This is a genomic window from Salinarimonas soli, from assembly GCF_008386575.1.
Lineage (GTDB): Bacteria > Pseudomonadota > Alphaproteobacteria > Rhizobiales > Beijerinckiaceae > Salinarimonas_A > Salinarimonas_A soli.
This window is the reverse complement of sequence record NZ_VUOA01000025.1, coordinates 66,993-90,512: the sequence shown is the minus strand read 5'-3', so window position 1 is coordinate 90,512 and position 23,520 is coordinate 66,993. Positions and strand designations below refer to the sequence as shown.

Annotated in this window: 30 protein-coding genes; 13 read left to right on the top strand and 17 right to left on the bottom strand. The window is 71.5% G+C overall.

The features are described 5' to 3' along the window. Positions 1-75 precede the first annotated feature (75 nt). The 4 genes from F0L46_RS14245 to F0L46_RS14230 all read left to right on the top strand — a co-directional run bounded on the left by F0L46_RS14245 (position 76) and on the right by F0L46_RS14230 (position 3,677). Positions 76-801, top strand: a complete 726-nt coding sequence (locus F0L46_RS14245) for a hypothetical protein (RefSeq protein ID WP_149818630.1) — start codon at positions 76-78, stop codon at positions 799-801. A 302-nt stretch (positions 802-1,103) separates the two neighbouring features. After that, positions 1,104-1,925, top strand: coding sequence for an alpha/beta fold hydrolase (locus F0L46_RS14240; RefSeq protein WP_149818628.1), 822 nt, complete (start codon positions 1,104-1,106; stop codon positions 1,923-1,925). Between the two features lie 75 nt (positions 1,926-2,000). Next, positions 2,001-2,984, top strand: coding sequence for an alpha/beta fold hydrolase (locus tag F0L46_RS14235; protein ID WP_149818626.1), 984 nt, complete (start codon positions 2,001-2,003; stop codon positions 2,982-2,984). Between the two features lie 111 nt (positions 2,985-3,095). Next, positions 3,096-3,677 carry a pyridoxamine 5'-phosphate oxidase family protein gene (locus F0L46_RS14230; protein WP_149818624.1) on the top strand — a complete coding sequence of 194 codons (582 nt, stop codon included), beginning with the start codon at positions 3,096-3,098 and terminating at the stop codon, positions 3,675-3,677. A gap of 105 nt (positions 3,678-3,782) precedes the next feature. Here F0L46_RS14230 and F0L46_RS14225 read toward each other — a convergent pair whose 3' ends face one another. The 8 genes from F0L46_RS14225 to F0L46_RS14190 form a co-directional block, all read right to left on the bottom strand. After that, a complete protein-coding gene (locus tag F0L46_RS14225; protein WP_149818622.1) occupies positions 3,783-4,022 on the bottom strand; it encodes a DUF2188 domain-containing protein in 240 nt (79 codons plus the stop codon). Positions 4,023-4,107: 85 nt separating this feature from the next. Continuing rightward, positions 4,108-4,575, bottom strand: a complete 468-nt coding sequence (locus F0L46_RS14220; protein WP_149818620.1) for a nuclear transport factor 2 family protein — start codon at positions 4,573-4,575, stop codon at positions 4,108-4,110. 167 nt (positions 4,576-4,742) lie between these two features. Further along, positions 4,743-5,669, bottom strand: a complete 927-nt coding sequence (locus tag F0L46_RS14215; RefSeq protein ID WP_438646680.1) for an SDR family NAD(P)-dependent oxidoreductase — start codon at positions 5,667-5,669, stop codon at positions 4,743-4,745. A 62-nt stretch (positions 5,670-5,731) separates the two neighbouring features. Continuing rightward, positions 5,732-6,706 carry a catalase family peroxidase gene (locus F0L46_RS14210; RefSeq protein WP_149818618.1) on the bottom strand — a complete coding sequence of 325 codons (975 nt, stop codon included), beginning with the start codon at positions 6,704-6,706 and terminating at the stop codon, positions 5,732-5,734. 308 nt (positions 6,707-7,014) lie between these two features. Beyond that, positions 7,015-7,647, bottom strand: coding sequence for an ATP-dependent Clp protease proteolytic subunit (locus F0L46_RS14205; protein ID WP_149818616.1), 633 nt, complete (start codon positions 7,645-7,647; stop codon positions 7,015-7,017). 83 nt (positions 7,648-7,730) lie between these two features. Next, positions 7,731-8,210, bottom strand: a complete 480-nt coding sequence (locus F0L46_RS14200) for an SRPBCC family protein (RefSeq protein ID WP_149818614.1) — start codon at positions 8,208-8,210, stop codon at positions 7,731-7,733. Next, a complete protein-coding gene (locus tag F0L46_RS14195) occupies positions 8,207-8,521 on the bottom strand; it encodes an ArsR/SmtB family transcription factor (protein ID WP_149818612.1) in 315 nt (104 codons plus the stop codon). The genes F0L46_RS14200 and F0L46_RS14195 overlap by 4 nt, the downstream gene beginning before the upstream one ends. A 374-nt stretch (positions 8,522-8,895) precedes the next feature. After that, positions 8,896-9,117 (bottom strand): hypothetical protein, encoded by a 222-nt coding sequence (locus F0L46_RS14190; RefSeq protein WP_149818610.1) that lies wholly within the window; start codon positions 9,115-9,117, stop codon positions 8,896-8,898. A 326-nt stretch (positions 9,118-9,443) separates the two neighbouring features. Between F0L46_RS14190 and F0L46_RS14185 the strand changes: the two genes are divergently transcribed. The 5 genes from F0L46_RS14185 (at position 9,444) to F0L46_RS14170 (ending at position 11,582) form a co-directional block, all read left to right on the top strand. Then, a complete protein-coding gene (locus F0L46_RS14185; RefSeq protein ID WP_149818608.1) occupies positions 9,444-9,671 on the top strand; it encodes a hypothetical protein in 228 nt (75 codons plus the stop codon). A 122-nt stretch (positions 9,672-9,793) separates the two neighbouring features. Continuing rightward, positions 9,794-10,570 (top strand): Crp/Fnr family transcriptional regulator, encoded by a 777-nt coding sequence (locus F0L46_RS14180; RefSeq protein ID WP_240539993.1) that lies wholly within the window; start codon positions 9,794-9,796, stop codon positions 10,568-10,570. Continuing rightward, complete coding sequence (locus tag F0L46_RS14175) at positions 10,567-10,833, top strand: hypothetical protein (protein WP_149818606.1); 267 nt, start codon at positions 10,567-10,569, stop codon at positions 10,831-10,833. The genes F0L46_RS14180 and F0L46_RS14175 overlap by 4 nt, the downstream gene beginning before the upstream one ends. Before the next feature lie 104 nt (positions 10,834-10,937). Further along, positions 10,938-11,075 carry a hypothetical protein gene (locus F0L46_RS26210; RefSeq protein WP_188311970.1) on the top strand — a complete coding sequence of 46 codons (138 nt, stop codon included), beginning with the start codon at positions 10,938-10,940 and terminating at the stop codon, positions 11,073-11,075. A gap of 117 nt (positions 11,076-11,192) precedes the next feature. Continuing rightward, entirely contained in the window at positions 11,193-11,582 is a 390-nt protein-coding gene (locus F0L46_RS14170) for a hypothetical protein (protein WP_149818604.1), read from the top strand. Positions 11,583-11,637: 55 nt separating this feature from the next. On the opposite strand, the gene F0L46_RS14165 is transcribed toward F0L46_RS14170, so the two are convergent. Continuing rightward, a complete protein-coding gene (locus F0L46_RS14165; protein ID WP_149818601.1) occupies positions 11,638-12,543 on the bottom strand; it encodes a cobalamin B12-binding domain-containing protein in 906 nt (301 codons plus the stop codon). Positions 12,544-12,832: 289 nt separating this feature from the next. On the opposite strand from F0L46_RS14165, the gene F0L46_RS14160 reads away from it, so the two are divergent. Continuing rightward, on the top strand, positions 12,833-13,969 hold the full coding sequence (locus F0L46_RS14160) for a glycosyltransferase family 4 protein (RefSeq protein ID WP_240539992.1): 1,137 nt from the start codon (positions 12,833-12,835) through the stop codon (positions 13,967-13,969). Beyond that, positions 13,966-14,613, top strand: a complete 648-nt coding sequence (locus F0L46_RS14155) for a class I SAM-dependent methyltransferase (RefSeq protein ID WP_438646679.1) — start codon at positions 13,966-13,968, stop codon at positions 14,611-14,613. Before F0L46_RS14160 ends, F0L46_RS14155 begins: the two co-directional genes overlap by 4 nt. A 5-nt stretch (positions 14,614-14,618) precedes the next feature. On the opposite strand, the gene dapD is transcribed toward F0L46_RS14155, so the two are convergent. Then, positions 14,619-15,458, bottom strand: coding sequence for a 2,3,4,5-tetrahydropyridine-2,6-dicarboxylate N-succinyltransferase (dapD, locus tag F0L46_RS14150; RefSeq protein WP_149818599.1), 840 nt, complete (start codon positions 15,456-15,458; stop codon positions 14,619-14,621). 146 nt (positions 15,459-15,604) lie between these two features. Continuing rightward, entirely contained in the window at positions 15,605-16,459 is an 855-nt protein-coding gene (locus tag F0L46_RS14145; protein WP_149818597.1) for a 2,3,4,5-tetrahydropyridine-2,6-dicarboxylate N-succinyltransferase, read from the bottom strand. A gap of 230 nt (positions 16,460-16,689) precedes the next feature. On the opposite strand from F0L46_RS14145, the gene F0L46_RS14140 reads away from it, so the two are divergent. Continuing rightward, positions 16,690-17,193, top strand: a complete 504-nt coding sequence (locus F0L46_RS14140; RefSeq protein ID WP_149818595.1) for a YciE/YciF ferroxidase family protein — start codon at positions 16,690-16,692, stop codon at positions 17,191-17,193. A gap of 57 nt (positions 17,194-17,250) precedes the next feature. On the opposite strand, the gene F0L46_RS14135 is transcribed toward F0L46_RS14140, so the two are convergent. Beyond that, a complete protein-coding gene (locus F0L46_RS14135; protein WP_149818593.1) occupies positions 17,251-17,751 on the bottom strand; it encodes a DUF6101 family protein in 501 nt (166 codons plus the stop codon). A gap of 265 nt (positions 17,752-18,016) precedes the next feature. Between F0L46_RS14135 and F0L46_RS14130 the strand changes: the two genes are divergently transcribed. Beyond that, positions 18,017-18,904, top strand: a complete 888-nt coding sequence (locus tag F0L46_RS14130) for a LysR substrate-binding domain-containing protein (protein WP_149818591.1) — start codon at positions 18,017-18,019, stop codon at positions 18,902-18,904. Between the two features lie 9 nt (positions 18,905-18,913). On the opposite strand, the gene F0L46_RS14125 is transcribed toward F0L46_RS14130, so the two are convergent. From F0L46_RS14125 to F0L46_RS14105, 5 genes are all read right to left on the bottom strand, one after another. Further along, a complete protein-coding gene (locus tag F0L46_RS14125) occupies positions 18,914-19,072 on the bottom strand; it encodes a Flp family type IVb pilin (protein ID WP_149818589.1) in 159 nt (52 codons plus the stop codon). Between the two features lie 117 nt (positions 19,073-19,189). After that, a complete protein-coding gene (locus tag F0L46_RS14120) occupies positions 19,190-20,113 on the bottom strand; it encodes a DMT family transporter (protein WP_149818587.1) in 924 nt (307 codons plus the stop codon). A gap of 430 nt (positions 20,114-20,543) precedes the next feature. Next, positions 20,544-21,200: a sigma-70 family RNA polymerase sigma factor gene (locus F0L46_RS14115; RefSeq protein WP_188311969.1), complete on the bottom strand. Its 657-nt coding sequence runs from the start codon at positions 21,198-21,200 to the stop codon at positions 20,544-20,546. Positions 21,201-21,248: 48 nt separating this feature from the next. Then, entirely contained in the window at positions 21,249-21,755 is a 507-nt protein-coding gene (locus F0L46_RS14110) for a general stress protein (protein WP_149818585.1), read from the bottom strand. Between the two features lie 226 nt (positions 21,756-21,981). Continuing rightward, positions 21,982-23,490, bottom strand: coding sequence for a Do family serine endopeptidase (locus F0L46_RS14105; RefSeq protein ID WP_149818583.1), 1,509 nt, complete (start codon positions 23,488-23,490; stop codon positions 21,982-21,984). Between the last annotated feature and the right edge of the window lie 30 nt (positions 23,491-23,520).

Below are 23,520 nucleotides of genomic sequence, written 5' to 3'. Positions count from 1 at the left end.
TGCATTGCCCCAGATCATTCGCTCTACTCGGCGTCGACCATCACTCGACATTATGCTTGCGGTTCGGAGGGGGCGATGGCGCGTCCATCATGGCGGATCATCGGGCTGGGCCTGGCGGCATCGGTCGCCCTCGTCGGCGCAGCTGAGGCGGCGGATCGCGACCGCGCGGCGCTCGACCTCGCGGAGCGCTATCTCGAGGTCTGGTCCGCCCGCAACGACGTGATGCTTGAGGCGACGCCTGACCTCTATGCGCCGGCGGTCGGGTATTATGGCCGCCAGACCCGGCGGTCCGAGCTGCTCGCCGAGAAGCGGCGCTTCGCCGACCGCTGGCCCGTGCGGCGCTACACCCACCGCCCGGAGACCCTGCGCGTGACCTGCGACGCTCAGGCTCGCTCGTGCCTCGTGCGCTCCCTCTACGACTACAAGGTCGCCAATCCCGGCAAGGGCACGCGGGCGCAGGGCTCGTCCGGCCTCGCCCTCGAGGTCAGCTTCGCCTCCGATCATCCGGTGATCGTTTCGGAGACGGCCTGGAAGCCCGGCGAGGCGAAGCCCGCGCCGGCCGGCGGGGACGACCGCGCGGTCGCGCTCTGCCGGGACTACCTGGCCCGGGCCGCGGCGCCGCACGGGCAGATCCGGGTCCAGGTGGAGCGGGACGGGCCGGTGCGGGAAACTTCCCGGGGCGAGCTGACCCTGCCGCTCGCCGCGAGGGTCGTCTATGCCCGGGCGGGCGGCCCGGAGACCCGCAGCTCCCCCGTCGTCTGCCGCGTCGACCCGGCGGGCCGGGTGGTCGGGATCGAGTAGGCTCCTGAAACTCGGCCCGGCGGCCCGCGGGTCGGGAGCGCAACCGTCCGGGCAAGTTCGAAAGATCGCGTCCGCCCGAATCGGTACCGTCGGGGTAGTCGAGGGCCGCATGGCGGCAGGAGCCTGCGACGGGAGCGATGGCCGCGGGCGACGATGCGCCGGGCCCGCGGCATGACCCATGGGCGAACGCTGCCGGCCGGCAGCCCGCACCCGGTTCGCCACCCCTCGGATCCAGCCCCCCCGCGAGCCCCGGCGCCCAGACGCTCGCGGGCCGTGCCGGCCCCCATCCGAGAGGACGTGCCATGAACACCATCACCACCAAGGACGGCACCCAGATCTACTTCAAGGATTGGGGCTCGGGGCAGCCGGTGGTGTTCAGTCACGGATGGCCGCTGAGCGCGGACGCGTTCGAGGACCAGATGTTCTTCCTCGCCTCGCACGGGTTCCGGTGCATCGCCCATGACCGCCGCGGTCACGGACGCTCCAGCCAGCCCTGGAACGGCAACGACATGGACACCTATGCCGACGATCTCGCCGAGCTCGTCGAGGCCCTCAACCTGCGCGACGCGGTCCATGTCGGCCACTCGACGGGCGGCGGCGAGGTCGTGCGCTATATCGGCCGGCACGGCACGCGGCGCGTCGCCAAGGCGGTCCTGGTCTCCGCGATCCCGCCCCTGATGGTGAAGACGGAGGCCAACCCCGTCGGCACGCCGATCGCGGTGTTCGACGCCATCCGCGCCGGGGTCCTGGCCGACCGGCCCCAGTACTGGCGCGACCTGAGCCTGCCCTTCTTCGGCTACAACCGGCCGGGCGCGAAGGTCTCGGAGGGCGTGCGCGAGCAGTTCGTGATGCAGAGCTCGATGGCCGGCATGCCGGCGTCCTATTTCTGCGTGAAGGTCTTCTCGGAGACGGATCTCACGGAAGACCTGAAGAAGATCGACGTCCCGACCCTCATCATCCACGGCGACGACGACCAGATCGTGCCGATCCAGGCCGCGGCGCTCCAGTCGGTGAAGCTCGTCAAGAACGCGCAGCTGAAGATCTACGAGGGCGCTCCCCACGGCCTGCCCACGACGCTCAAGGACCGCCTGAACCAGGACCTGCTCGTCTTCCTCAAGGGCTGAAGGACCATCCCGCCTCCATCCGTCTCACCGGCACGCGGCGCCCTCGCCGCGCGCCGTCGCAAATGGGGAATGACCATGTATGCTCTCTCGCCCCGCCAGATCGCGCTCGGCTCGATCCTGGCCCTCGCCGCCTCGACCGTCCTGCCCGCGCCCCTCGGCGCTCAGCCCGTCCCCTGCGAGTGCGCCCGGACCGCGGCCCCCGTGGTGCACTACAGGACGGCGGACGTCGACGGCGTCAGCATCTTCTATCGCGAGGCCGGGCCGAAGGATGCGCCCGTCGTGCTGCTCCTCCACGGTTTCCCGACCTCCTCGCACATGTTCCGCAACCTGATCCCCGCGCTCGCCGACCGCTATCGGGTCATCGCGCCCGATTACCCGGGCTTCGGGCAGAGCGCCGCGCCCGATCACAAGGCGTTCGGCTACACCTTCGCGCGCTATGCCGACCTCATGGACGGCCTCCTGGGGCGGCTCGGCGCCGACCGCTACGCCATGTACGCGTTCGACTACGGCGCGCCCGTCGGCTACCGGCTCGCCCTGAAGCACCCGGAGCGGGTCAGCGCCCTCGTGGTGCAGAACGGGAACGCCTACGAGGAGGGGCTCGGGGCCTTCTGGGATCCGATCAAGGCCTATTGGGCGGAGGACACGCCGGCGCGCCGCGCCGCCATCGGCTTCCTCGTCTCGCCCGAGGTCACGAAATTCCAGTACACGGACGGGATGAGCGACGTCTCGCGAATCTCGCCCGACAACTGGGTCCACGACCAGGCCCTGCTGGATCGGCCCGGCAACAAGGACATCCAGCTCGACCTGTTCAAGGATTACGGCACCAACGTCCCGCTCTACCCGAAATTCCAGGCCTTCTTCCGCGAGTGGAAGCCGCCGACGCTGATCGTCTGGGGCAAGAACGACAAGATCTTCCCCGCCGAGGGCGCCCGTCCCTACCTGCGCGACCTCCCCGACGCCGAGATGCACCTCATCGATACGGGGCACTTCGCCCTGGAGGACCGGGGCGACGTGATCGTGCCGCTGATCGGCGAGTTCCTCGACCGCAAGCTCAAGTGAGCCTGGGCGCGCGGCCTTGATCCACACGGGAACGGTGCCGGCCGTCTGAGCCCGGCGGGAGCCCGCGCCGGGCCCCGTCGCGCAACCTCTTCGGCGCATGGGACGTCTCGGATGGGTCACAGGTTCGCGGACATCGCGTTCACGCAAGCGGTCAAGACGGTTCAGCAGGCCATGGGCAGCCGGGGCGCCTATGCGCGCCGCGACGCAGGTCCCAGCACGAACGACCGGCTCGGCGCCGAGGAGGGAGCGTTCATCGCCGCCCGCGACGGGTTCTACATCGCCTCAGTGTCCGAGACGGGCTGGCCCTACGTGCAGTTCAGGGGCGGGCCGCCGGGGTTCCTGCGCGTGCTCGGCGAGACGGAGATCGGGTTCGCCGACTTTCGCGGCAACCGGCAATACGTGACCGCGGGGAACGTGAGCGTGAACGACCGGGTGTCGCTCTTCCTCATGGATTACGCCCACCGCCGGCGGCTCAAGATCTTCGGCCGCATCCGGGAGGCCCGGCTCGACGACGATCCGGCGCTGCGCGCCCGCCTCGTCGTCCCAGGCTACCGGGCCGTCGTCGAGCGCGCCTTCCTGATCCGGGTCGAGGCCTTCGACTGGAACTGCCCCCAGCACATCACGCCGCGCTTCACGGCGGAGGAGATCGCGGAGGCCTTCGGGGAGAGGCTTCCGTCCGCCGACGCGTCGTGACGGCTGGAAGCCCAAAGCATTCGCGCTGCCTCTGTCGGCGCGGCCCGCGTCCCATCGCTGCCCCTTGCCGGCGCCCGCCGCGCTCCAGGGGGTCGCGAATCCGGCTCAGCCTTTGACCTCGGTGCTGGGCCGATCCTGGCCCGAGGACACCTCGTCGTGCCACCGCCCTTTCTGATCCTCCCAGGAAATCCCGGTCGTCTCGCCCGGGACGATCTGCTCGCGAGCGGCGCGCTCCGCCGCCCGGCGGGCATCGTCGTGCGACGCGAACGGCTCCGAGAAGACGTCGCCGACCTTGTAGGCCCAGCCGCCGTCATGCTCGACGATCTCGTAGGTGACCTTGCTCATGGTCCGCTCCCTGTCAGCCGGCATCCCGGCGATCCGAACGTTATAGGCCGATATGGTTGAATCGCTGAACCTGTCCCGGCCGGGCTCACAGCCCGAGCTCGTCGAGCCCCGGGTGATCGTCGGGGCGCCGGCCGAGCGGCCAGCGGAGCTTGCGGTCCGCCTCCCCGATCGGCAGGTCGTTGATGCAGGCGAAGCGGCGGCGCATCAGGCCATGCTCGTCGAACTCCCAGTTCTCGTTGCCGTAGGAGCGATGCCAGCGGCCTTCCAGGTCGTGCCACTCGTAGGCGAAGCGCACGGCGATCCGGTTCTCCGTGAAGGCCCAGAGCTCCTTGACGAGACGGTACTCGAGCTCGCGCGCCCATTTGCGGCGCAGGAACGCGATGACGTTCTGGCGCCCGTCGATGAACTCGGATCGGTTGCGCCATGCGGTGTCGACCGTATAGGCCAGCGCGACGGTTTCGGGGTCGCGGCTGTTCCAGCCGTCCTCGGCGAGGCGGGCCTTGCGGGCGGCGCTCTCGGCCGTGAACGGCGGCAGGGGCGGACGGTCGCTCATCGATAACCTCCTCAAGCCGACACCCCGTCATGTCGGATCTGGCACGGGCACGGCCGGACGCGGCCGGGGCATGGCGACGATCGTCCCGCCCGCCCGGCATCGTGCGGCGCGGATGGCCGCTGTCGCGCGTGAGACCGTGTCGGCTCCTGGGCGCGACGCGAAGGGCCTCACGCCGCGAGCATCGCCTCGGAGAGCCTCCAGAGGCGCTCGGCGTTCGCGGGGTCGAGGGCATAGGGGGCCACGCCCCGCCACTCGGGGCCGCGATGGGTGACCGTCTCGGCCTCCTGGCAATCCTCGAAATAGCGGCCGCCGATCCCCTCGACGAGGGGCGACGCGGCCAGCAGCACCGAGGTCGCGGCGCCCTGCTGCGGGGTCTTGCGGCCCTCGGGCGGGGTGCGAAGGCCGCCGATATGCTTCTGCAGGCCCGTCGCGATCGCGCCCGGGTTGAGGGCGTTCGCGAGGATGCCGTCGTCCGCCCAGCGCCGTGTCGCCTCGACGGCGAACAGGGCGTTCGCGGTCTTCGACTGGCCATAGGCCAGGAAGGGCTCGTAGGGCAGGAAGGCGAAGCCCGGATCGTCGAAGAACACCGGCGCAAGGAGGTTCGCGCTCGAGCTCACGGCGACGATGCGGGCGCCGCCCGCGGCCGCGAGCGCCCGGCGCAGCCCCAGGGCGAGCATGAAATGGCCGAGATGGTTCGTGGCGAACTGCATCTCGACACCCTCCGGGGTCCGCTCCAGGGTCGGGGTCGCCATGATGCCGGCATTGTTCACGAGCCCGTGGAGCGGCCCCGCCCAGCCCGCCGCGAAGGCCGCGACGGAGCGCCGGTCGGCGAGATCGAGCGGGCGAACGTCGAGGCGGGGATTGCCCGTCTCCGCGATGATCGCCTCCGCCACCCGGCGGCCGGCCTCGGGGGAGCGCACCGCGACCGTGACGGCGGCGCCCGCGCGGGCAAGGCTTCGCGCCGTCTCGACGCCGATCCCGGAGGCGGCGCCCGTCACCACGAAACGCCGGCCGGACAGGTCGACGCCGCGGACGATCTCGTCGGCCTCGGTGGCGAAGCCGTAATCGAAGCGGATGCGGGCCATGGGGGGCATGCCTCTCATGAAACGGGCGTCGCGGTCCCGCCGGATGGCGCGGACGCGACACCCGACAGACGTCAGGGATTGCGCCGGGAGAACGAGACGGCGTAGGCCTCGTCGCGGATCGTGACCATCGGATCGTCCGACAGCTCGATCCCGTCGGTGATCTGCCCGGGCAGGAACAGGAGAGCCTTCTGGGCCTCGTCGCTGTTGGGCACCACCGTGTCGATCGTGATCCGGCCGAGCTCGACCCTGCGGCGGTCGGCGGGCCAGGGGCGGGAGGGATCGACCGTCTGGTCGTCGGGCGCGGCGATCTGGGCCAGCAGCCGGAAGGTGACGGGACCCCGGGCGAGGCGACCGCGCATCTCGTCGGCGAGGAAGTTCGGCGGGCGGCGTGCCGCCTCGGCCGGATCGAGATGGACCAGGCGCTCGGGCTCCAGCACGTAGCGCACGGCCTGCCGGGCGCCCGCCTTGTTGACGAGCACGAAGGCGTTCTGCCCGAAATAGTTCTCCTCCGCGTAGCTCGCCGGGGTCGCCACCGTGGCGTTCGCGGCCTTCACGTTGGGGTGGGCCGCCAGGAACGTGTCGAGGGCCGTGGGCTTTGGTGCGTCCGGAGGGCTCGCCTTGATGGCCCGGAACAGGTCGCGCAGCTGCTCGGCCGTCGAGAAGGGGAAGAACTTCAGGGCGTTCGTCACCATGTCGGTCTCGGAGCCGTCGGGCAGGCGGAACTTGATCGCCATGCCGTGCGGGTTGGCGTCCTCCGACCCGTCGGGGATCATCGGCGCGCCCGAGCCGTCGGAGAAGCGCACCGTCACGGGAATCGTGCTGCCGTCGAACAGGACGGCGCGGCTCAGCGCGCTGGCTCCGGGCGACGCCCGGAACGTGCCCTGCGTGACGAGGCCCTTCGCGTGAAGGGCCCGAAAGCCGTTCTGCGGGCCGAACAAGGCGTTGACGGCATCGACGGTCTGGGTGCCCACGTCGTCGGCACGGGCGGGCTGCGCGAGCAGCAGGACGGCGAGCGCGACGCCGAGGCGGGCACCGGTTCGGATCATGGCGGGCTCCTTACAAGCTGGCGCGGGCTCCCTCGAGCGGCGCGGGGCAGGACCGCCCGCCGCTCGGATCCCGGCGCTCCAGGGAGCGGCGGGCGTCCGGCCGTCGGGCCTCGATCCCACTGTGCCCGCAGCCGGCCCGCAGGGCTCGCGAGTTGCCGTAAGGCCGCGTGAGATGATGGCTGCGCGGGCGCGGCGGCGACCGCACGCGTCCCGGTCCGGGCCTCCACCCCCCGATCATGCCTCCCGGCCGACGAGGGGCGGGATGGCCGCCCCTCACGCGTCCAATCCTGTCCGATGCAGCGTTCCCGTCACGCGCGCTCGGGCCCGCCCTCCGGCCGCCGGTCCAGCACGGCGTCGACGATCCCGAAGGCGCGGGCGCCCTCGGCGTCCATGTAGGTGTCGCGCTCCAGCGCCCGCTCCATCGTCTCGTAGGTCTGGCCGGTGTGGCGCACGTAGATTTCCGTGAGCCGGCGCTTGATGGCCTCGGTCTCGCGGGCATGGATCAGGATGTCGGTGGCCTGACCCTGGAAGCCGCCGGAGGGCTGGTGCACCATGACCCGCGCGTTCGCCATGGCGAAGCGGTGGCCCGGCTCACCCGCGACCAGCAGCAGCGAGCCCGCCGAGGCCGCCTGGCCGACGCAGAGCGTCGCCACGGGACAGCGAATGAACTGCATCGTGTCGTACATGGAGAACGCGGCCGTCACCACGCCGCCGGGCGAGTTGATGTAGAAGGAGATCTCCTTCTTGGGGTTCTCGGCCTCCAGGTGCAGCAATTGCGCGACCACGAGGGACGCGGACCCGTCGTCGACCGGCCCGGTCAGGAACACGATGCGCTCCCGCAGCAGGCGGGAATAGATGTCGAAGGCGCGCTCGCCGCGGTTCGACTGCTCGACGACCATGGGCACGAGGCTGTTGCGGTAGAGCGCGACGGGGTCTCTCATCGGTGGGTCTCCTGGGCAAGGGGGATCGTTCGGCCCGAGCGCGTCGGGCCGGCGGATCGGTTGGATGTTGGCTGCGAGCGAGGCTAGGCGGCGCGGCGGAGCGTCAGGGAGGGGCGCATCGCGGCCGGCGGGCGGCGCCGGCCGGGCCGGAGCTGCGCGAGGCTGCGGGCCGGGACGCGGCGGGGTGCCGCGACGGCGGCGCTCGCGACGGTGTGGAGGATGCGAAGATGCGTCCCGCCCTCCCGAAGGGGCGTCAGCTCGAAGGTCACCCGGGAATCGGGAGCCCGATCCGCCCCGTCCGGCTCGGCGGAGCGCCACGTCATCGACAGGCGTTCGAAGGGAACCGCCTCGATCACCTCGCCCGCGATCCGCCCGCCCCTCTCGGGCGGCAGATCGAGCCCGAAGGGACGGCCAGGCTCGGGGCGGATGTCGCTCGCGCCCAGCCACTCGCGCACGATCTCGGGCGTGGTCAGCGCGCGCCACACGGTGGAGGGCGGCGCGTCGAGGTCGCAGGCCGTGACCAATGTCCCGGCGATCTCGTCGTCGCTGGGGATGCGGCTCATCGGTCCATCCTCTTCAGCACGTCCTTGAGGCGCTCGATCCGCTCGGGCCAGAACGTGCGGTAGCGGTCGACCCAGTCGACCAGGGGCGTGAGCGCCTGCGGATCGGCGCTGTAATAGGCGAAGCGTCCCTCCCGCCGCTCGCGCACGAGCCCGGCGGCCCGCAGGGCCGCCAGGTGCTGCGACACGGCGGGCTGCGAGATCTCGAACCCGGCCTTGAGCTCGGACACGCTCATCTCCCGCCCGACGAGCCGCTCGAACACGGCCCGGCGGGTCGGATCGGCCAGGACGCGGAAGAGGTCGGCCTCGATCATGAGCGATACATAAGCACGTGCTTATGCGAGTCGCAAGCCCTCCGAGGCCCCCGGGTGCCTCGTCGCCGGATGCGCCTTGCGTGACGGCCGTCCTCGGCGCGCCGTCGGCCCCGGGAGCCCGTCGTGCCGCAGACCATTCAGGGCTGAGCCCTCAACGTCCACGATGATGGGACGAACCCATCGCCCCACAAAGAGGGAATCCCTCTACCTGCGCCCGGAACGAACCTCGCACTGGGCCATCCTTGACCGACACGGCCGCGGCGGCGAACGCCGCCTGATGGACAAAGGTCGACGGGCTCCCGTCCCCTGGCAGCGGACGCTTGCTGCACGGCGAGACCGCAAGATCCAGGGACGGCGACTCCCCCAAAGGGCGATCAGCACCCGCGGCAGATGCCGCCGAGGGCCCGCCGGTTGGTGTCGTCCCACCGCTTCTGCTGCAGTTCCTGCCGCTGCTGGACGAGGGGATCGACGCCGGTGCCACGGCTTGGCGAGGAGACGTCCTGCGCCGGCGGGCTCTCCGGCAGGCGAGGGCGCTTGGGCGTCTGGGCGAGCGCGGGCGCCGTGAGCAGGACGAGGGCGAGGGCTGCAAGGCGCATGGTGGGCTCCAGGTTCGATCGTTCACCGTAGCACGCGAGGCGTTATGGGATCGCTCAATCTGGAGACAAGAGTCCGCCTCGCCCGCAAGTGGCACGCGTGCCCCCGGACATCATGCGAAACGTGGGCCCGTGGGCTCGTCGGTCGACGCTGATCGGAGGGCCAGAAACCTAACCTGGATTAAGAGGTTGCTTATCCCAAGACGTTCGAGCCCCGGCCAGCCCATGCTGGCTCCCCGGTTGGTCGGGGCTGTCACCGGTCGAGAGAGGCGCGCCGGCTCAGATCGCCCAGGCACGCTTCCCTCGACGTGTGGAGGAGTACGACGGCCATGCGGGATGACCGGAGCAAGCCTGCCGCCGGGGTGCTCGAGCGGAACGCCAGGCGCCACGACGCCGCGGCCGAAGCCATCCTCACCCTCGCCAGGTACTGGGAGGAGCACCCGAGCCCGATGCCCGTCGGCACGGTGCTCGGGATCGCGCGACACCATCGGGTGCAGGCGCTCATGCTGCGGGCCAGGGCGGCGGGGATGCGGCACAAGGGGCCCCGGAAACGCTGAGGGCCCGGGAGGCGGTCCCGTCCCGGCCCGCCCGGCGCGACGCCTTGGCGGCCCACGGTCGCACCGCGCAAAAGAGGGGCGCCGATTAAACTGCGATAACGACCTCGATAGGCTCTGCCGTCATGAATGAACTGAAGCCGCTGAACTCGTCGGAGCCGATGCCGTCGCCCCAGGGGGTCCACCGCCTCGTCCAGAAGCTGGAGAGCATCACCGACCTCACCGAGGCCGAGCGGCAGGGCCTGCTCTCGCTGCCCTTGCGGGTGCAGGAGGTCCGGGCCGACCAGGACATCACGCGCGAGGGGGACAGGCCGACCCAGTCCTTCCTGCTCCTGGAGGGCTTCATCTGCCGCTACAAGCTCACCCAGGTCGGCAAGCGCCAGATCTTCGCCTTCCATACGCCGGGCGACATCCCCGACCTGCTGACGCTGCACCTCAAGACGTTGGATCACAACGTCGGCACCGTCACGGCCTGCACCGTGGGCTTCATCCAGCACGAGCACCTGCACGAGCTCCTGCGCCAGCAGCCGCGCCTCATGGACGTGTTCTGGCGCGACACCCTCGTGGACGGCGCCATCTTCCGCGAATGGATGCTCGGCATCGGCCGGCGCTCGGCGCGCACGCGCATCGCCCACCTCTTCTGCGAGATGACCACCCGGCTCAGGGCCGTCGACCTCGTCGACGGCAACCGCGTGCCCCTGCCGATCACCCAGGCCGAGCTCGGCGACGCGCTCGGGCTCTCGACGGTGCACGTCAACCGCTCGGTCCAGGAGCTCCGGGGCGACAACCTGATCGAGTGGCAAGGCGGCGTGCTCACGGTTCTCGATTGGGAGAGCCTCAAGGCGGCCGGCGAGTTCGATCCGACCTACCTGCACTTGAGCGGGAGCCACACGGTGCCATGAGCCTCATCCTGCAGCCGGTGCGGGTCGCGACCGGGTCCGACGAGGAGGGCATGCTCGTCTTTGCCGGAGACCGGCTCGTGGCCGTGCTCGTGCGGCTCACGGACCAGCATGCCGAGACGGGCCTGGCCGGGCACTGGTTCCTGGAGACCGGCTTCGGGGTGCTCGACCGCCCGCACGAGGCGACGTTCCCGGATCTGGAGGCGGCCAAGGGATGGGTCCATGCCAGGCTGCGGGACGGCCGAGGCGGCGCGGGCGGCGCCTGATCAGGTACGGGCTTCCCTCGTCGGCCGAACCATGATCGGATGGGCTCGCGGGTGCTCGGAGGCCCATGGGGGACCGCGCCGGGCGCCCCGACCGGGAGGGCACGATGACCACCAGGACCGTCGCAACCCAGAACCTCGAGAAGTGGATGCCGAGAAGCGAGGGCGCCCGGATCGCGGCCGCCGTCGCCGCGGCCGTGGTCCTCGGCATCGTGATCGCGCTGCTGGCAGGCCTCAAGGGGTAAGGCGCCCCTCCGGCACCATGGCTAACGGCGAAGGGGCAGCCGCGTCGGCGGACGCCGTCCGGCAGAGCTGCTAGGGTGATCCCGGCTCCCGTTCCGGCGGAGCCGAAGGAGCCGCCTATGCGCAGCCGAGCGACCGCTTTCGTCGCTGCCCTCGCCCTCTGGCCCGCCGCGACCGGGGCCCGGGCCGAAGCCGGGCTGTCCTTCGAGGTCTCCTACGAGGGGGTTGCGCCCTGCCGGCGCGAGAGCCCCCGGTTTCGCGTGACCAGGCTGCCCCCGGGGACGGCGAGCCTGCGCTTCGATCTCGCCTCGGGCGAATCGGGCGACTTCGGTCACGGAGGCGGAACGGTCGTCATGAGCAAGCCCGGAACCGTCGCCCCCGGCGCCGTCTTCGGCGTGGGGCCGTGCAACGCCGGATCCTATGTCTGGACCGCCCGTGCCCTGTCGCGCGACGGCACCTCGCTCGCGACCTCGGAGGTCCGATCGACGTATCGCGGGAGCGCCTATTGATGGCCGCGCCGTCGCCCGAGCGGCGCATCGAGCCGCCCGGACGGGGCAGGCCGTCTCATGCAGGCTCGGCGCGCAGGGTCGGCGCGGCGAGATCGTACAGCTTCTGCGCGACGAGCACCGCAGCCGGCGCGTTGGGGGCCGTCGCGTCCGCGCCCACCTCCAGGGCCAGGGCGGGGTTCGCGGTGAACATCGGGCCGCCGACCATGATGCCGATCGCGGGATTGTGCGAGCGCGCGCGCAGCCGAACGATCGTCGATCTCAGGGTGTCGAGCTGTCGATCCGACCCCGCGGTCAGGCCGGCGACGGCGAACCAGGTGCCGCTCGCCGCCTCGACGATCTCGTCGGCGGTGCTCGAGAGCTCGGTCTGCACCTGCCAGCCGGCCGCCAGGAGAAACTTCTCCACCATCGTCACGCCGAAACGATGCGGGTCGCCGGGGGTCATCGCCATGAGCACGCGGCGGCGGCTCCCGAGCGCCGGCTCGTCATGGGTCTCGTTGAAGATCGCGAGCAGCTTCTGAAGGCGGGCCACGCCGAGCGTGACGTCGATGAAGTCGCATTCGTCGTTGGTCCACATCTCGCCGAGATGCCGGGCCGTCGGTTCCAGCAACTCGACGAACAGCGTCTCCATCGCCAGGCCGCGATCCCGCAGCACCACCACATAGGCGGCGGCGGCTTCGAGATCGGTGCCCAGAACGATATCGGCGAGCGCGCTGATGTCCGCGCGGCTCGGTGCCAGGGCCTCGATCAGCACGGTGACCGGCGGGGCGTCCGCGACCACCTCGGTGTGCAGGCGCAGCAGCCGCGGGACGATCTGGTTCGAGACGATGCGGGCGAGGTTGGCCTGGCGAGCCGCCACGTCGTCGCGCCGGTAGATCTCCGGCGCGATGAAATGCGTCTCCAGGCTGCAGAGGCTCTGGGGATCGATCGCCGGCACCGCCACCGTTTCCGCCGTCCGACCCATGGCGTCCCCTCTCGAGCGGCGCCTTTCGCGCGCTTCCTGGACGCTAGGTCATCAGATCGGCGCAGGCTTGTCGATAGCGCGCTGCCCACATTTTCGCCTCATGTGCCGCAGGAATGATCGGTACGGTGGTGGTCGCGGGCCATGGCGCCGGCACCGTCGCTCAGCCCCTGCCGGGCATGGATCCCCGCGCCGAAAGGGGCGTTCAAGCGAGGTCGGGCTCTAGGCGGTGCAGCCGCTTCAGGGTCAAAAGGGCCGGCGCCGGGCCCGGCCGAGCCAAAGGGGTGCAGTCGTGACCTCCGTTCCGTCCAAGATCGCCTTCGTCGTGACGGAGGACTGGTTCTTCGCCTCGCATTTCCTGCCCATGGCCCGGGCCGCGCGGGAGATGGGGCTCGAGGTCGCCGTGGTGGCGCGGGAGCGGGCCCACCGGGGTGCCATCGAGGCCACGGGAGCGCGGCTCGTGGCGCTGGAGGCCGAGCGGAGCAGCCTGAACCCGCTCAGCGCAGGCTTCGCGGCGGGCCAGCTCGCCGCGATCCTGGAGCGGGAGAAGCCCGGCATGGTCCATTGCATCGCGCTGCGCGGCATCCTCATCGGCGGCACGGCGGCAGCCCTGGCGCGCGTCCCGCGCCGGGTCTACGCGCTCACGGGCCTGGGCTTCCTGGGCGCGCGACCGGGGCTCGCGGGCCGGGGCGCGCGGCTTGCGGTGCGCACCCTCGTTCGGGGGCTCGAGACGCGGGGGACCCGCTACCTCTTCGAGAACCCCGACGACCCGCGCCTCCTGGGGCTTGATCCCGCGGACGAGGCCCGGGTGACGCTTGTGGGCGGCGCCGGCGTCGATCCGGACGCCTTCCCCGTCATGCCGCTGCCGCCGCAGCCCCCGCTCAAGGTGGCGATCGTCGCCCGCATGCTTTGGTCGAAGGGCGTCGACGTGGCGGTGGAGGCCGTGCGGCTCGCCCGGGCGCGGGGCGCCGCCGTGGAGCTCTCCCTCTACGGCGCCCCCGATCCCTCGAACCCGAAGGCGGTTCCCGAGGCGACGCTGCAGGCGTGGAGCCGGGAGCCCGGCATCCGCTGGCACGGGCCGACCCGCGACGTCGCGGCGGTCTGGGCGGGGCACCACGTCTGCTGCCTGCCCTCCCGCGGCGGCGAGGGCCTGCCGCGCACGCTGATCGAGGGAGCCGCGAGCGGCCGCGCCCTCCTCACCACCGACGTGCCCGGCTGCCGGACGCTGGTGCGCGACGGTGTCGATGGCCTCCTCGCGCCCCCGGGCGAGGCGGGCCCGCTCGCCGACGCCCTCGTGCGGCTGGCCGCCGATCCGGCCCTCGTGGCGCGTCTGAGCGAGGCGGCGCGCGAGCGCGTGCTCTCAGGCTTCACCGAGCGCCATGTGATGGAGGCCGTGAAGCGCCTCTATGCCGGGATGCTCGCCTCGTGATCGCCGACCCGGCCGCCTTCATCCGGGCGAACACCCGCCTCCTGCCCGTGCCGCACGCGCCCGAGATCCGGCTCCACGTGGCGGAGGAGGCCACCGACCTGTGGCAAAGGACGGAGGAGGAGCTCGGCCAGATGGGCCTGCCGCCGCCCTTCTGGGCCTTCGCCTGGGCCGGCGGGCAGGCGCTCGCCCGCTACGTCCTCGACCATCCCGAGACGGTCGCGGGGCGGCGCGTGCTCGACTTCGCGTCGGGCTCGGGGCTCGTCGCCATCGCGGCCGCGCGCGCCGGTGCCGCGCGGGTGGAGGCGGCGGACGTGGACGCCTTCGCGGGCGTCGCCATCGCCCTCAACGCGCAGGCGAACGGGGCCGCCGTCGCGGCGCGGATCGAGGATCTGGTCGGCCGCGACGAGGGCTGGGAGACGGTGCTCGCGGGCGACATCTGCTACGAGCGCGATCTCGCCGAGCGCGTCGTCGCGTGGCTGCGGGGCTTGAGCGGGCGGGGCGCCACGGTGCTCGTCGGCGATCCCGGGAGGGCCTACCTGCCCAAGGACCGCCTGGAGCGGCTTGCCGAGTACGAGGTCCCCGTCACCCGCTCCCTGGAGGACGCCGAGATCAAGCGCTCGGCGGTGTGGCGGCTCGCCGGCTGAGGGGGTCAGTCCCGCAGCAGCTCGTTGATGCTCGTCTTCGAGCGGGTCTGGGCGTCGACGCGCTTGACGATGACGGCGCAGGAAAGCGAGGGCCCGGGGGAGCCGTCGGGGAGGTTCTTGCCCGGCAGGGCGCCCGGAACCACCACCGAGTAGGGCGGCACCCGGCCGCGGAAGACCTCGCCCGTCTCCCGGTCGATGATCTTCGTCGAGGCGGAGATGAACACGCCCATGGAGAGCACCGAGCCCTCGCCGACGATCACGCCCTCGACCACCTCGGAGCGGGCGCCGATGAAGCAATTGTCCTCGATGACGGTGGGGTTGGCCTGGAGCGGCTCCAGGACGCCGCCGATGCCGACGCCCCCCGACAGGTGCACGTTCTTGCCGATCTGGGCGCAGGAGCCCACGGTCGCCCAGGTGTCCACCATCGTGCCCTCGTCGACATAGGCGCCGAGATTCACGAAGGAGGGCATCAGCACCACAGTCGGCGCGATGAAGGCGCCCCGGCGCACCACGCAATTGGGCACGGCGCGAAAGCCCGCGGCGCGGAAGCGGCCCTCGTCCCAGCCGTCGAACTTCGAGGGCACCTTGTCCCACCAGGCGCTCTCGCCCGGGCCGCCCTTGATGATCCCCATGTCGTTGAGGCGGAAGGACAGGAGCACGGCCTTCTTCAGCCATTGATGCACCTGCCACCCGTCGCCCGCCTTCTCGGCGACGCGGGCCCGGCCTGAGTCGAGGAGGTTCAGCGCCTCCTCGACCGCCTCGCGGACGGCGCCGCCGGTCTGCGCGTTGACCGCGGCCCGGTCCTCCCAGGCGGCGTCGATGGTGTGGCTGAGATCGGCGGTCATGCGGGGCTCCCGGGCGCTACGGGCGGGTGCTTAGCAACGCGCACGCCCGCTGTCATCCGGCAACGCGCCGGGGCGGGGCTGCGGAGCCGCTTGCGCGAGATGCAGATCCGGGATTCAGCGCAGGACCCCCGCGCCGAAGGCGCTCCTCAGGCCACGTTGCTCGAGTCGCGCACGAGATCGTTGATGGCGGTCTTGGCCTGGGTCGCCGCATCCACGCGCTTCACGATGACGGCGCAGGCGAGCGAGGGCCCGGGCGAGCCGTCGGGGAGGTTGCGGCCCGGCAGGGCGCCCGGCACCACGACGCAGCGGGGCGGCACGCGGCCCTTGAAGACCTCCCCCGTGTCCCGGTCGACGATCTTCGTCGAGGCGGAGAGCGAGGTGCCCGACGCGATCACCGCGCCCTCGCCCACGATCACCCCCTCGGTGATGTCCGAGCGCGCGCCGATGAAGCAATGATCCTCGATGATCACGGGATTGGCCTGGAGCGGCTCGACCACGCCGCCGATCGACACCCCGGCCGAGAGGTGGACGTGGCGGCCGATCTGGGCGCAGGAGCCCACGGTGACCCAGGAATCCACCATGGTCCCCTCGCCGATATGGGCGCCGAAATTGATGAAGGAGGGGAGCACGATGGCGTCGCGGCCAATATGGACGCCCCGGCGTACCACGCAATTGGGCACGGCGCGAAAGCCCCCGGCCCGGAACTCGTCCTCGCCCCAGCCGTCGAACTTGGAGGGCACCTTGTCCCACCAGCGCGATCCGCCCGGCCCGCCCTCGATGAGGCCGTTCTCGCTGAGGCGGATGAAGAGCAGGACGGCCTTCTTCAGCCATTGGTGCACCCGCCACTCGCCGTCGATGCGCTCGGCGACCCGCAGCGCCCCGGAGTCGAGGGCCGCCATGGCGGCCTCGGCGGCTTGGCGCACCTCGCCCCGGGTGCGGGTGGTCACGGCCATGCGGTTCTCCCAGGCCGCGTCGATGATGCTGGCGAGATGGGCCGTCATGGATGCTCCCGTGGGTTGAAAGCCCGTGGATATCATGGCCGTGCCGGGTGTCATCGGGAGGGGTACGGACGCCGTTGCGGAAGGCGCCGCGCCCCGCCGCCCTGCGACCCCTTCGCCCGGAACCCCCGGCCCGGCCTCACGTTGCCTCCATGTCGCTCCGCCGCGCTTCGGCTCGGCCGAAGGCGGCTGCAATCGCATTTCACCGACAACCCAGCGGAGGAGCTGAAGCCATGGGTCTTTTTTCCAAGGACATCAAGACGCTCGACGACCTGTTCGTCCACACCCTGCAGGACATCTATTACGCCGAGCAGCAGATCGCGAAGTCGCTGCCGCAGATGATCGGCAAGGCCACGGATCCGCAGCTCAAGGCGGCGTTCGAGCAGCACCTGACCGAGACGCAGGGCCAGATCCAGAAGGTCGAGCAGGTGTTCCGCATGCACGGCCATGAGCCGAAGTCGGTCACCTGCGCCGCCATGGACGGGATCCTCTCCGAGGCCCAGGACATCATGGGCGAGGTCGACGACAAGGAGGTTCTCGACGCCGCCATGCTGGCCGCGGCCCAGGCCGTCGAGCACTACGAGATCACCCGCTACGGCACCCTCGTGGCGTGGGCCAAGCAGCTTGGCCGCGACGACTGCGCCCAGGTCCTGCACTCGATCCTGGACCAGGAGAAGGCGACCGACCAGAAGCTGTCGAAGCTCGCCGAGGCCAAGGTGAACACCAAGGCCGCCTGAGCCTGAGCGCACGGACGAACGCGATGCGGCGGCCCCTTGCGGGCCGCCGTTGTCGTTTCAGGCCTGCCCGCCCTCGCTCAAGGCGGGCTCGCGGAACACGAGAGGGCGGACCGGGAGCGCCGCCGTCTTGCGGTGCGCCAGGAAGCGCGGGCGGCGATGGGCGAGGAGCCCGTGGCGGCGGCGCATCCGCGTCGCGCCGAGCTTCAGCGGCCCGATCTGCGGGTACGGGTTGGAGAGCGCGCCGTCGGGGGTCTGGACCAGGAGAGGCAGGCCCGACGCGTCGGCCAGCGCCCGCCAGACGGCGACGACGTCGTCGTCCTCGTAGGGGCCGAGCGCCTGCGCCACCGCGCCCCGCTCGTCGATGATCGCGATCTCGAACGCCTCCGCCTCGCCGGTCTTAGGCGCAAGCCTCAGGGCCAGCCCCGCGGCGCGGCGCCCGCGCAGGCCAAGGATATTGTCCGGGCCGGCGATGGCGTGGCCTGCCGTAAGGGGAGGCGGCGTGCCGGGGTCGCCCTCGCATGGAGGGACGACCCCGGAAATCGGGGTGAGTCCTGGCATATGTCGACGCCCTGTCAGCGTGCCGGCGGTCTCTGGCGGACCGCTCGTTGATGACCCGAGGCTAGGAGCGCGGTCGTGCCGGACGCCTTAAAAGGCAGGGTAAACAAGCACTTGCGGGCAAGGAGTCTCGTCGCATCCTCAACGGAAGCTTGCCCGGGCCCGTCGAATGCCGTTGCGTCACCTTCGAGGCGTCGTCGTCCGCGCGTCATTCTTGCGGCTGATACGTGACGCCTCTAGGATGAACGGAAGCGATGGAGGCGCGGTCATGGTTCATCTTCTCGACATCGACCAGCTGCGCACCTTCGTCGCCATCGCCGACATGGGATCCTTCACCCGCGCCGCCGAGGTGGTGCACAAGACCCAGTCCGCCGTCTCCATGCAGATGAAGCGCCTGGAGGAGCGCGTCGGCCGGCCGGTCTTCGAGCGCGACGGGCGGGCCTCCCGGCTCACGGAGGACGGCGAGCGGCTCCTCGACTATGCGCGGCGCATCGTGCGGCTCAACGGGGAATGCATGTCGTCCTTCGAGACCAGGGCCCTCGAGGGCCGGGTGCGGCTCGGGCTGCCGGACGACTACGCGGACCGCTACTTGCCCGAGATCCTGGCGCGCTTCGCCGCCTCGCACCCCCGCGCCGAGGTCACCGTGGTGTGCGAGCCGACGCCGATGCTCATCGACCGGGTGCAGAACGGGGACCTCGACCTCGCCATCATCACCCACGTGGACCGGCGCGGTCCGAGCGAGATCATCCGGGTCGAGCAGCTGCTCTGGACCACGTCGGCGCGGCACGACGTGCACAAGAGCTCTCCCGTGCCCCTCGCCCTCGGACGCCCGACCTGCGACTGGCGCCAGTCAGCCACCCAGGCGCTCGAGCGGGCCGACCGTCCCTTCCGGGTCGGCTTCGTGAGCTGGAACTCGACGGCGGTGGGGGCGGCGGTGCTGGCGGGCCTCGCGGTCGCGGTGCTTCCCGAGAGCGCGGTGCGCCCGGGGATGCGGATCCTGGGGCCTTCCGACGGCTTCCCGGCGCTGCCGTCGTGCAAGATCGGCCTCCTGCGCAGCCGGGGCGAGACGAGCCCGCTTGCGGAGCTGCTCGCCGCCGAGATCCGTCAGAGCCTCGACAATCTCGGAGCCGGGCGCCTCACGGCCGCGGCCGAATAGGGCCGGCCGTCAGTTCGTGAAGCCGGCCTTGACCGATTCGAGACGGGCGCGGGTGGACTCGCCCATGGACGTCGTGGCGACGATGATCACCAAGGCCACGACCATCGCCATGAACGCGTATTCGATCGACGTCGCGCCGCTCTCGCACCGGATGAAGGCTTTCGTCATCAATCGATCCCTGGCCGATGCGCAGCATGCCCCAGCCGCGTGAGGCAAAGGTTAAGACCGCTCGGAGGGATCGATGCGTCGCGCCGCACGCGTGAGCAGCGTAAATGAAACCTTGGGTCAGCGGCCCGCCGCCGGGCGCCAGAGCACCAGGGCGTTGCCGGCGAGCGCGCAGGCGGCGCCGGCGATGGCGAGCAGCGTCCAGGCATAGCCCTCGAACAGCGTCGAGACCGTGAGCGCGACGATGGGGAAGAGCACGGTCGCGTAGGCGCCGCGGGCGGGCCCGATCCGCCGGATGAGCGCGCCGTAGCAGGCGAAGGCGACCACGGAGGCGAACACCGCAAGGAAGAGAAGCGCCCCCCAATAGGTTGCGGTCCATTCCACGATGAAGGGCTGTCCCCGCAGCGCCGAGAACGCCGCGAGGCCCGCCACGCTGTAGACCATGCCCCACGCGTTGATGGCCTGGACCGGCACGCCGCGCCGCTGGAGCCGGCCGGTCACGAGGTTTCCGCAGCAGAACAGGAGGGTGCCGAGCACGCACAGCCCCAGGCCCCCGAGGGCCGCCCGGTCGAAGCCGGCCCCGGCGATCTCCGGCCAGAACAGGAGCCCGACGCCCAAGGTGCCCACGAGCGCGCCCGCCGCCACCCGGCCCTCGATGCGTTGGCCGAACAGGGCCGCGCCGAGGAGCAGGTTCATCACCGAGGCGAGCGAGAACACCACGGCGAGGAGGCCCGAGGGGATGTGCAGGCCTCCGTAATAGAAGAGCACGAAGTTGAACGAGAACATGCAGGCGCCGACCAGGGCGAAGCGCAGGTGGTCGCGCAGCGGAAAGCGCATGCGGTCGCCCCGGACCGCAACCCAGCTCACCATGATGGCGGCCGCGATCATGAAGCGCCACAGGGCCGACACCTCGGGCGCCACGACCCCGAGATGCGCCTTGAGCGCGATCCAGCTCACGCCCCAGACCAGGACGACGGCGCCGTAGAGGCCGAGGGTCGTCGCGTCGACCGCTGGAGCGGTGGAGTCGAGGGGGGCGCTGCGCATGGATCGCTCGTTCGGCGTCGGGCCGGAGGCGGACCTTACGCGCTGCAGCCCATGAGCGCCAATGATGGTTCATGATCAGATCCGTCAGGATCCGTGATGTGAAACATCAGGCCAAAAAAAGACCGGCTTGAAGCCGGTCTGAGTTCGACGCCGAGCCGCGGGAGGAACCAAATCGGCGTGGTCTCAACATAACCCGTCCGGCGGTTCGGGGCAGGTCGCCCGTTGCGGTGAATTGCATCCTCTTGCGGGAGAGTAGGCGTCCCGGGCGCTTCGCGAGCCCACCTCGCGTCGTCCGCCATCGCCCGCGGGCGCTGACCGGGGCCGGCGGCCTGCCGGAACGCACAAGGGCGGCGGGACCGATCCCCGCCGTCCTTGTGTGGCTGCCGGATTTTCCCTCGCCGGACGGCGGAGAGGGGACTGTTTCCGGCCTCTACTGGGACATCTGCATCCAGGCGGCGGGCCGCGCCGGCACGGCTGCGCCCGGGCGGCGGTGGATGCGCAGGTAGCGGACGGCGATCGGGGCGGGGAGCGTCAGCCGACGCCGGTCGCGGCGCTGCGAGCGCGTCGCCTCGGATCGCGTTCCGGCCCGCCCGTCGTCGATCGTCACCCCCATGAGCTCGGCCAGCCGCAGCCGGGCGCGGTAGATGCGGCTCTTCACGGTGCCGACCGCGACGCCGCTGTCCTCGGCGATCTCCGCGTAGCTCCGGCCTTCCGCCGAGATCAGGAGGAGTAGCTCCCGCTGCGACGGGGCGAGCTGGGCGAAGGCGCGGGTGAACGCGATCCAGTCGACGAGCCCGTTCTGGGGGGCCGGGGTCGCCATCTGCCCCGCGATCTCGCCGTCGGGATCCTCCATCTCGCGGCGCTGCCGCCGCAGGCTCGTGTAGTAGGTGTTGCGCAGGATCGTGAAGAGCCAGGCCTCGAGCCGCGTCCCGGGCTCGAATTGAGCCCGGCTCGACCAGGCGCGCATCAGGGTCTCCTGGACGAGGTCGTCGGCGCGGTCGGCATCGAAGCAGATCGACCGGGCGAACGCGCGCAGCGACGGAAGCGACGTGACGATGCCGTCGCGGATCGCGGGATCGGTGATCATGGCGTCAATCCTTCTGGATCGGTGGGAGAGCCGGACGGTCCGGCGGGGTCAGGCGGCCTCGAAGGCGACGTTCAGCCGGCGCAGGACCCGGCGCGCGATGTCGGCGTCCTCGGCGGCCATGTGGGCGATGACGAGATATTGGTCGGCCTTGATCTCGGCCTCGTAGCGGACGACGTGCCCGTGCGAGAGGCCGAGGCTCCCGAAGGCCGCCCCAAGCGCCGAGGCCCCGCCGCCCACCGCGCCGCCCGCGAGAGCGGTCGCGATCACCTGCGCGATCGGCCCGGCCGCCAGGACCGGCCCGACGCCCGGCACCGTGACGAGGGCGGCGCCGACCAGCAGGCCTCCGAGCGAGCCCCACAGGGCGCCCGTCTTGCCCCAGCTCTCGATCCGGCTGTCGGCCGTGACGAATCCGACCGGATGCTCCTCCGAGTGGACGCCGCGGCCGACGATCGACAGGCGGGCCAGGGGAAAGCCCTCGGCCTCCAGGGTGCGCACGGCGTCGTGCGCCCCGGCATGGGTCTTGAAGACAGCGATGAGGATGTCGTCGTCGGGCATGGGGGTCTCCTCTGCGCGGCCCCGATTCCGCGGGGCCGCCCGCCTTGGGCTTTCGAGGAGTCTAGGCGGACCGCCGGCCGGTGCTTGAAGCCCGTTGCTCACCTTTGGGCGTTCCTGCTTCCCGGAGCCTGGGCGGCCGACGCGCCCGACCGATCCCGCAAAAGCCCCGCGCCCTCCCTGGGGGACGGCGCGGGCCTGGTCTTCCGACCGGCGCGGGAGAAGGAGCTCAACCGCTCTTCGGCAGCGCGATGCCGACGAATCGCGTGGTGTCCTGGCCGCCGCGCACCTGCATCAGCACCGCCGGCCGCCCCGTCCCGCGGGCCGCCGCCACAAGGTCGGCGACGTCCTGGGGCTTCGACACCGCCGTCCCGTCGACCTGCAGGATCACGTCGCCCGTCTGGAGGCCCTTGCCGGAGGCGGGGCTGTCGGGCTCGACGCCTGCCACCACCACGCCCTGCCCGTCGGGGGCTGGCGCGAGCCTCAGGCCGAGGCGGGCCGGGGAGGCCTCCTGACGGCCGGCGGCGTTCGCCTGGTCGCCGGGCAGCGTTCCGAGCGCCACGGTTGCCGTGCGCTCGGCCCCGTCCCGGACATAGGCGACCTGGACGTCGGCTCCGGGCTTCAAGGCGCCGATCCGCCGGGTGAGGTCGCGGGCGTCGGCGACGGCCTCGCCGTTCACCCCCACGATCACGTCGCCCGCCTTCAGCCCCGCCTTCGCGGCCGGCGTGTCGGCTTCGGCCTGGTCGACCAGGGCGCCGTGAGCGTCCTTGAGGCGCAGCGCCTCGCCGATCTCCTTGGTGACGGGCTGGACCTGGACGCCGAGATAACCGCGCGTCACCTTGCCGGCGGTCTCGAGATCGTTGACCACGGCCTGGACGGTGGCGGCGGGAATCGCGAAGCCGAGGCCGACGCTGCCGCCGGACGGGGAGTAGATCGCCGTGTTCACCCCGACGACCTCGCCGCGGGTGTTGAAGCTCGGGCCGCCCGAGTTGCCCTGGTTGATGGGAGCGTCGATCTGCAGGTAGTCGTCGTAGGGGTTCGCGTTGAGGTCGCGGCCGCGGGCCGACACGATCCCCGCCGTCACCGTGCCCCCGAGGCCGAAGGGGTTGCCGATGGCCACCACCCAGTCGCCGACGCGCGGCGCCTCGCGGGCGAGCGGCACGAAGGGGAAGCCCCCGCCGTCCGTGGTCTTGAGCAGGGCGAGATCCGTCTTGGCGTCGCGCCCGACGACCTTCGCGTCGATCTCGCGCCCGTCGTCCAGCTTGAGCTTCGCGGCGGTGGCGTCGCCGACGACGTGCTGGTTCGTGACCACGTAGCCGTCGGCGGAGATGAAGAAACCGGAGCCCAGGGCCTGCGTGGGGCCCTGCTCCCGCTCTGCGCCCTCGCCGCCGAAGCGGCGCATGAACTCGCGGACCTGCGGCGGCAATTGGTCGGCGTCGGGCAGCGCGCTCGGGCGGCTCTCCGTCCCGCCCGTGGCGGTCGGGGTCCGCGTGACGAGGACCGCCACGACGGCGGGCTTCACCCGGGCGACGACGTCGGCGAAGCCAGACGCCGTGTCGGAGCGCGCTGTCATCTCGGCGGGCTGGCCCAGGGCGAGGGCGGGCCGCTGGGCCTCGGCGAGCGTGGCGCCGGCCACGCCGCCCATCACGAGGGTGAGGGCCGCGGCGGAGCCGAGGAACCGGCGCCTGCGCCGATGAGCCGTGGCCAGGGGGGACTGGACGTGATCAGGGGTCGTCATGACGTGCCTCCTTTTCGGTCGGCCGGCAAC

Excerpts from the sequence above, each read along its gene's own strand:
- F0L46_RS14210 (WP_149818618.1), bottom strand. The coding sequence starts at position 6,706 with ATGATCCGAACCGGTGCCCGCCTCGGCGTCGCGCTCGCCGTCCTGCTG.
- F0L46_RS14115 (WP_188311969.1), bottom strand. The coding sequence starts at position 21,200 with ATGATCACCGATCCCGCGATCCGCGACGGCATCGTCACGTCGCTTCCG.
- F0L46_RS14235 (WP_149818626.1), top strand. The coding sequence starts at position 2,001 with ATGTATGCTCTCTCGCCCCGCCAGATCGCGCTCGGCTCGATCCTGGCC.
- F0L46_RS26210 (WP_188311970.1), top strand. The coding sequence starts at position 10,938 with ATGACCACCAGGACCGTCGCAACCCAGAACCTCGAGAAGTGGATGCCG.
- F0L46_RS14165 (WP_149818601.1), bottom strand. The coding sequence starts at position 12,543 with ATGGGTCGGACGGCGGAAACGGTGGCGGTGCCGGCGATCGATCCCCAG.
- F0L46_RS14175 (WP_149818606.1), top strand. The coding sequence starts at position 10,567 with ATGAGCCTCATCCTGCAGCCGGTGCGGGTCGCGACCGGGTCCGACGAG.
- F0L46_RS14240 (WP_149818628.1), top strand. The coding sequence starts at position 1,104 with ATGAACACCATCACCACCAAGGACGGCACCCAGATCTACTTCAAGGAT.
- dapD (WP_149818599.1), bottom strand. The coding sequence starts at position 15,458 with ATGACCGCCGATCTCAGCCACACCATCGACGCCGCCTGGGAGGACCGG.
- F0L46_RS14225 (WP_149818622.1), bottom strand. The coding sequence starts at position 4,022 with ATGAGCAAGGTCACCTACGAGATCGTCGAGCATGACGGCGGCTGGGCC.
- F0L46_RS14245 (WP_149818630.1), top strand. The coding sequence starts at position 76 with ATGGCGCGTCCATCATGGCGGATCATCGGGCTGGGCCTGGCGGCATCG.
- F0L46_RS14105 (WP_149818583.1), bottom strand. The coding sequence starts at position 23,490 with ATGACGACCCCTGATCACGTCCAGTCCCCCCTGGCCACGGCTCATCGG.
- F0L46_RS14140 (WP_149818595.1), top strand. The coding sequence starts at position 16,690 with ATGGGTCTTTTTTCCAAGGACATCAAGACGCTCGACGACCTGTTCGTC.
- F0L46_RS14180 (WP_240539993.1), top strand. The coding sequence starts at position 9,794 with ATGAATGAACTGAAGCCGCTGAACTCGTCGGAGCCGATGCCGTCGCCC.
- F0L46_RS14205 (WP_149818616.1), bottom strand. The coding sequence starts at position 7,647 with ATGAGAGACCCCGTCGCGCTCTACCGCAACAGCCTCGTGCCCATGGTC.
- F0L46_RS14145 (WP_149818597.1), bottom strand. The coding sequence starts at position 16,459 with ATGACGGCCCATCTCGCCAGCATCATCGACGCGGCCTGGGAGAACCGC.
- F0L46_RS14170 (WP_149818604.1), top strand. The coding sequence starts at position 11,193 with ATGCGCAGCCGAGCGACCGCTTTCGTCGCTGCCCTCGCCCTCTGGCCC.
- F0L46_RS14220 (WP_149818620.1), bottom strand. The coding sequence starts at position 4,575 with ATGAGCGACCGTCCGCCCCTGCCGCCGTTCACGGCCGAGAGCGCCGCC.
- F0L46_RS14195 (WP_149818612.1), bottom strand. The coding sequence starts at position 8,521 with ATGATCGAGGCCGACCTCTTCCGCGTCCTGGCCGATCCGACCCGCCGG.
- F0L46_RS14110 (WP_149818585.1), bottom strand. The coding sequence starts at position 21,755 with ATGCCCGACGACGACATCCTCATCGCTGTCTTCAAGACCCATGCCGGG.
- F0L46_RS14200 (WP_149818614.1), bottom strand. The coding sequence starts at position 8,210 with ATGAGCCGCATCCCCAGCGACGACGAGATCGCCGGGACATTGGTCACG.
- F0L46_RS14130 (WP_149818591.1), top strand. The coding sequence starts at position 18,017 with ATGGTTCATCTTCTCGACATCGACCAGCTGCGCACCTTCGTCGCCATC.
- F0L46_RS14190 (WP_149818610.1), bottom strand. The coding sequence starts at position 9,117 with ATGCGCCTTGCAGCCCTCGCCCTCGTCCTGCTCACGGCGCCCGCGCTC.
- F0L46_RS14185 (WP_149818608.1), top strand. The coding sequence starts at position 9,444 with ATGCGGGATGACCGGAGCAAGCCTGCCGCCGGGGTGCTCGAGCGGAAC.
- F0L46_RS14135 (WP_149818593.1), bottom strand. The coding sequence starts at position 17,751 with ATGCCAGGACTCACCCCGATTTCCGGGGTCGTCCCTCCATGCGAGGGC.
- F0L46_RS14215 (WP_438646680.1), bottom strand. The coding sequence starts at position 5,669 with ATGCCCCCCATGGCCCGCATCCGCTTCGATTACGGCTTCGCCACCGAG.
- F0L46_RS14120 (WP_149818587.1), bottom strand. The coding sequence starts at position 20,113 with ATGCGCAGCGCCCCCCTCGACTCCACCGCTCCAGCGGTCGACGCGACG.
- F0L46_RS14230 (WP_149818624.1), top strand. The coding sequence starts at position 3,096 with ATGGGTCACAGGTTCGCGGACATCGCGTTCACGCAAGCGGTCAAGACG.
- F0L46_RS14125 (WP_149818589.1), bottom strand. The coding sequence starts at position 19,072 with ATGACGAAAGCCTTCATCCGGTGCGAGAGCGGCGCGACGTCGATCGAA.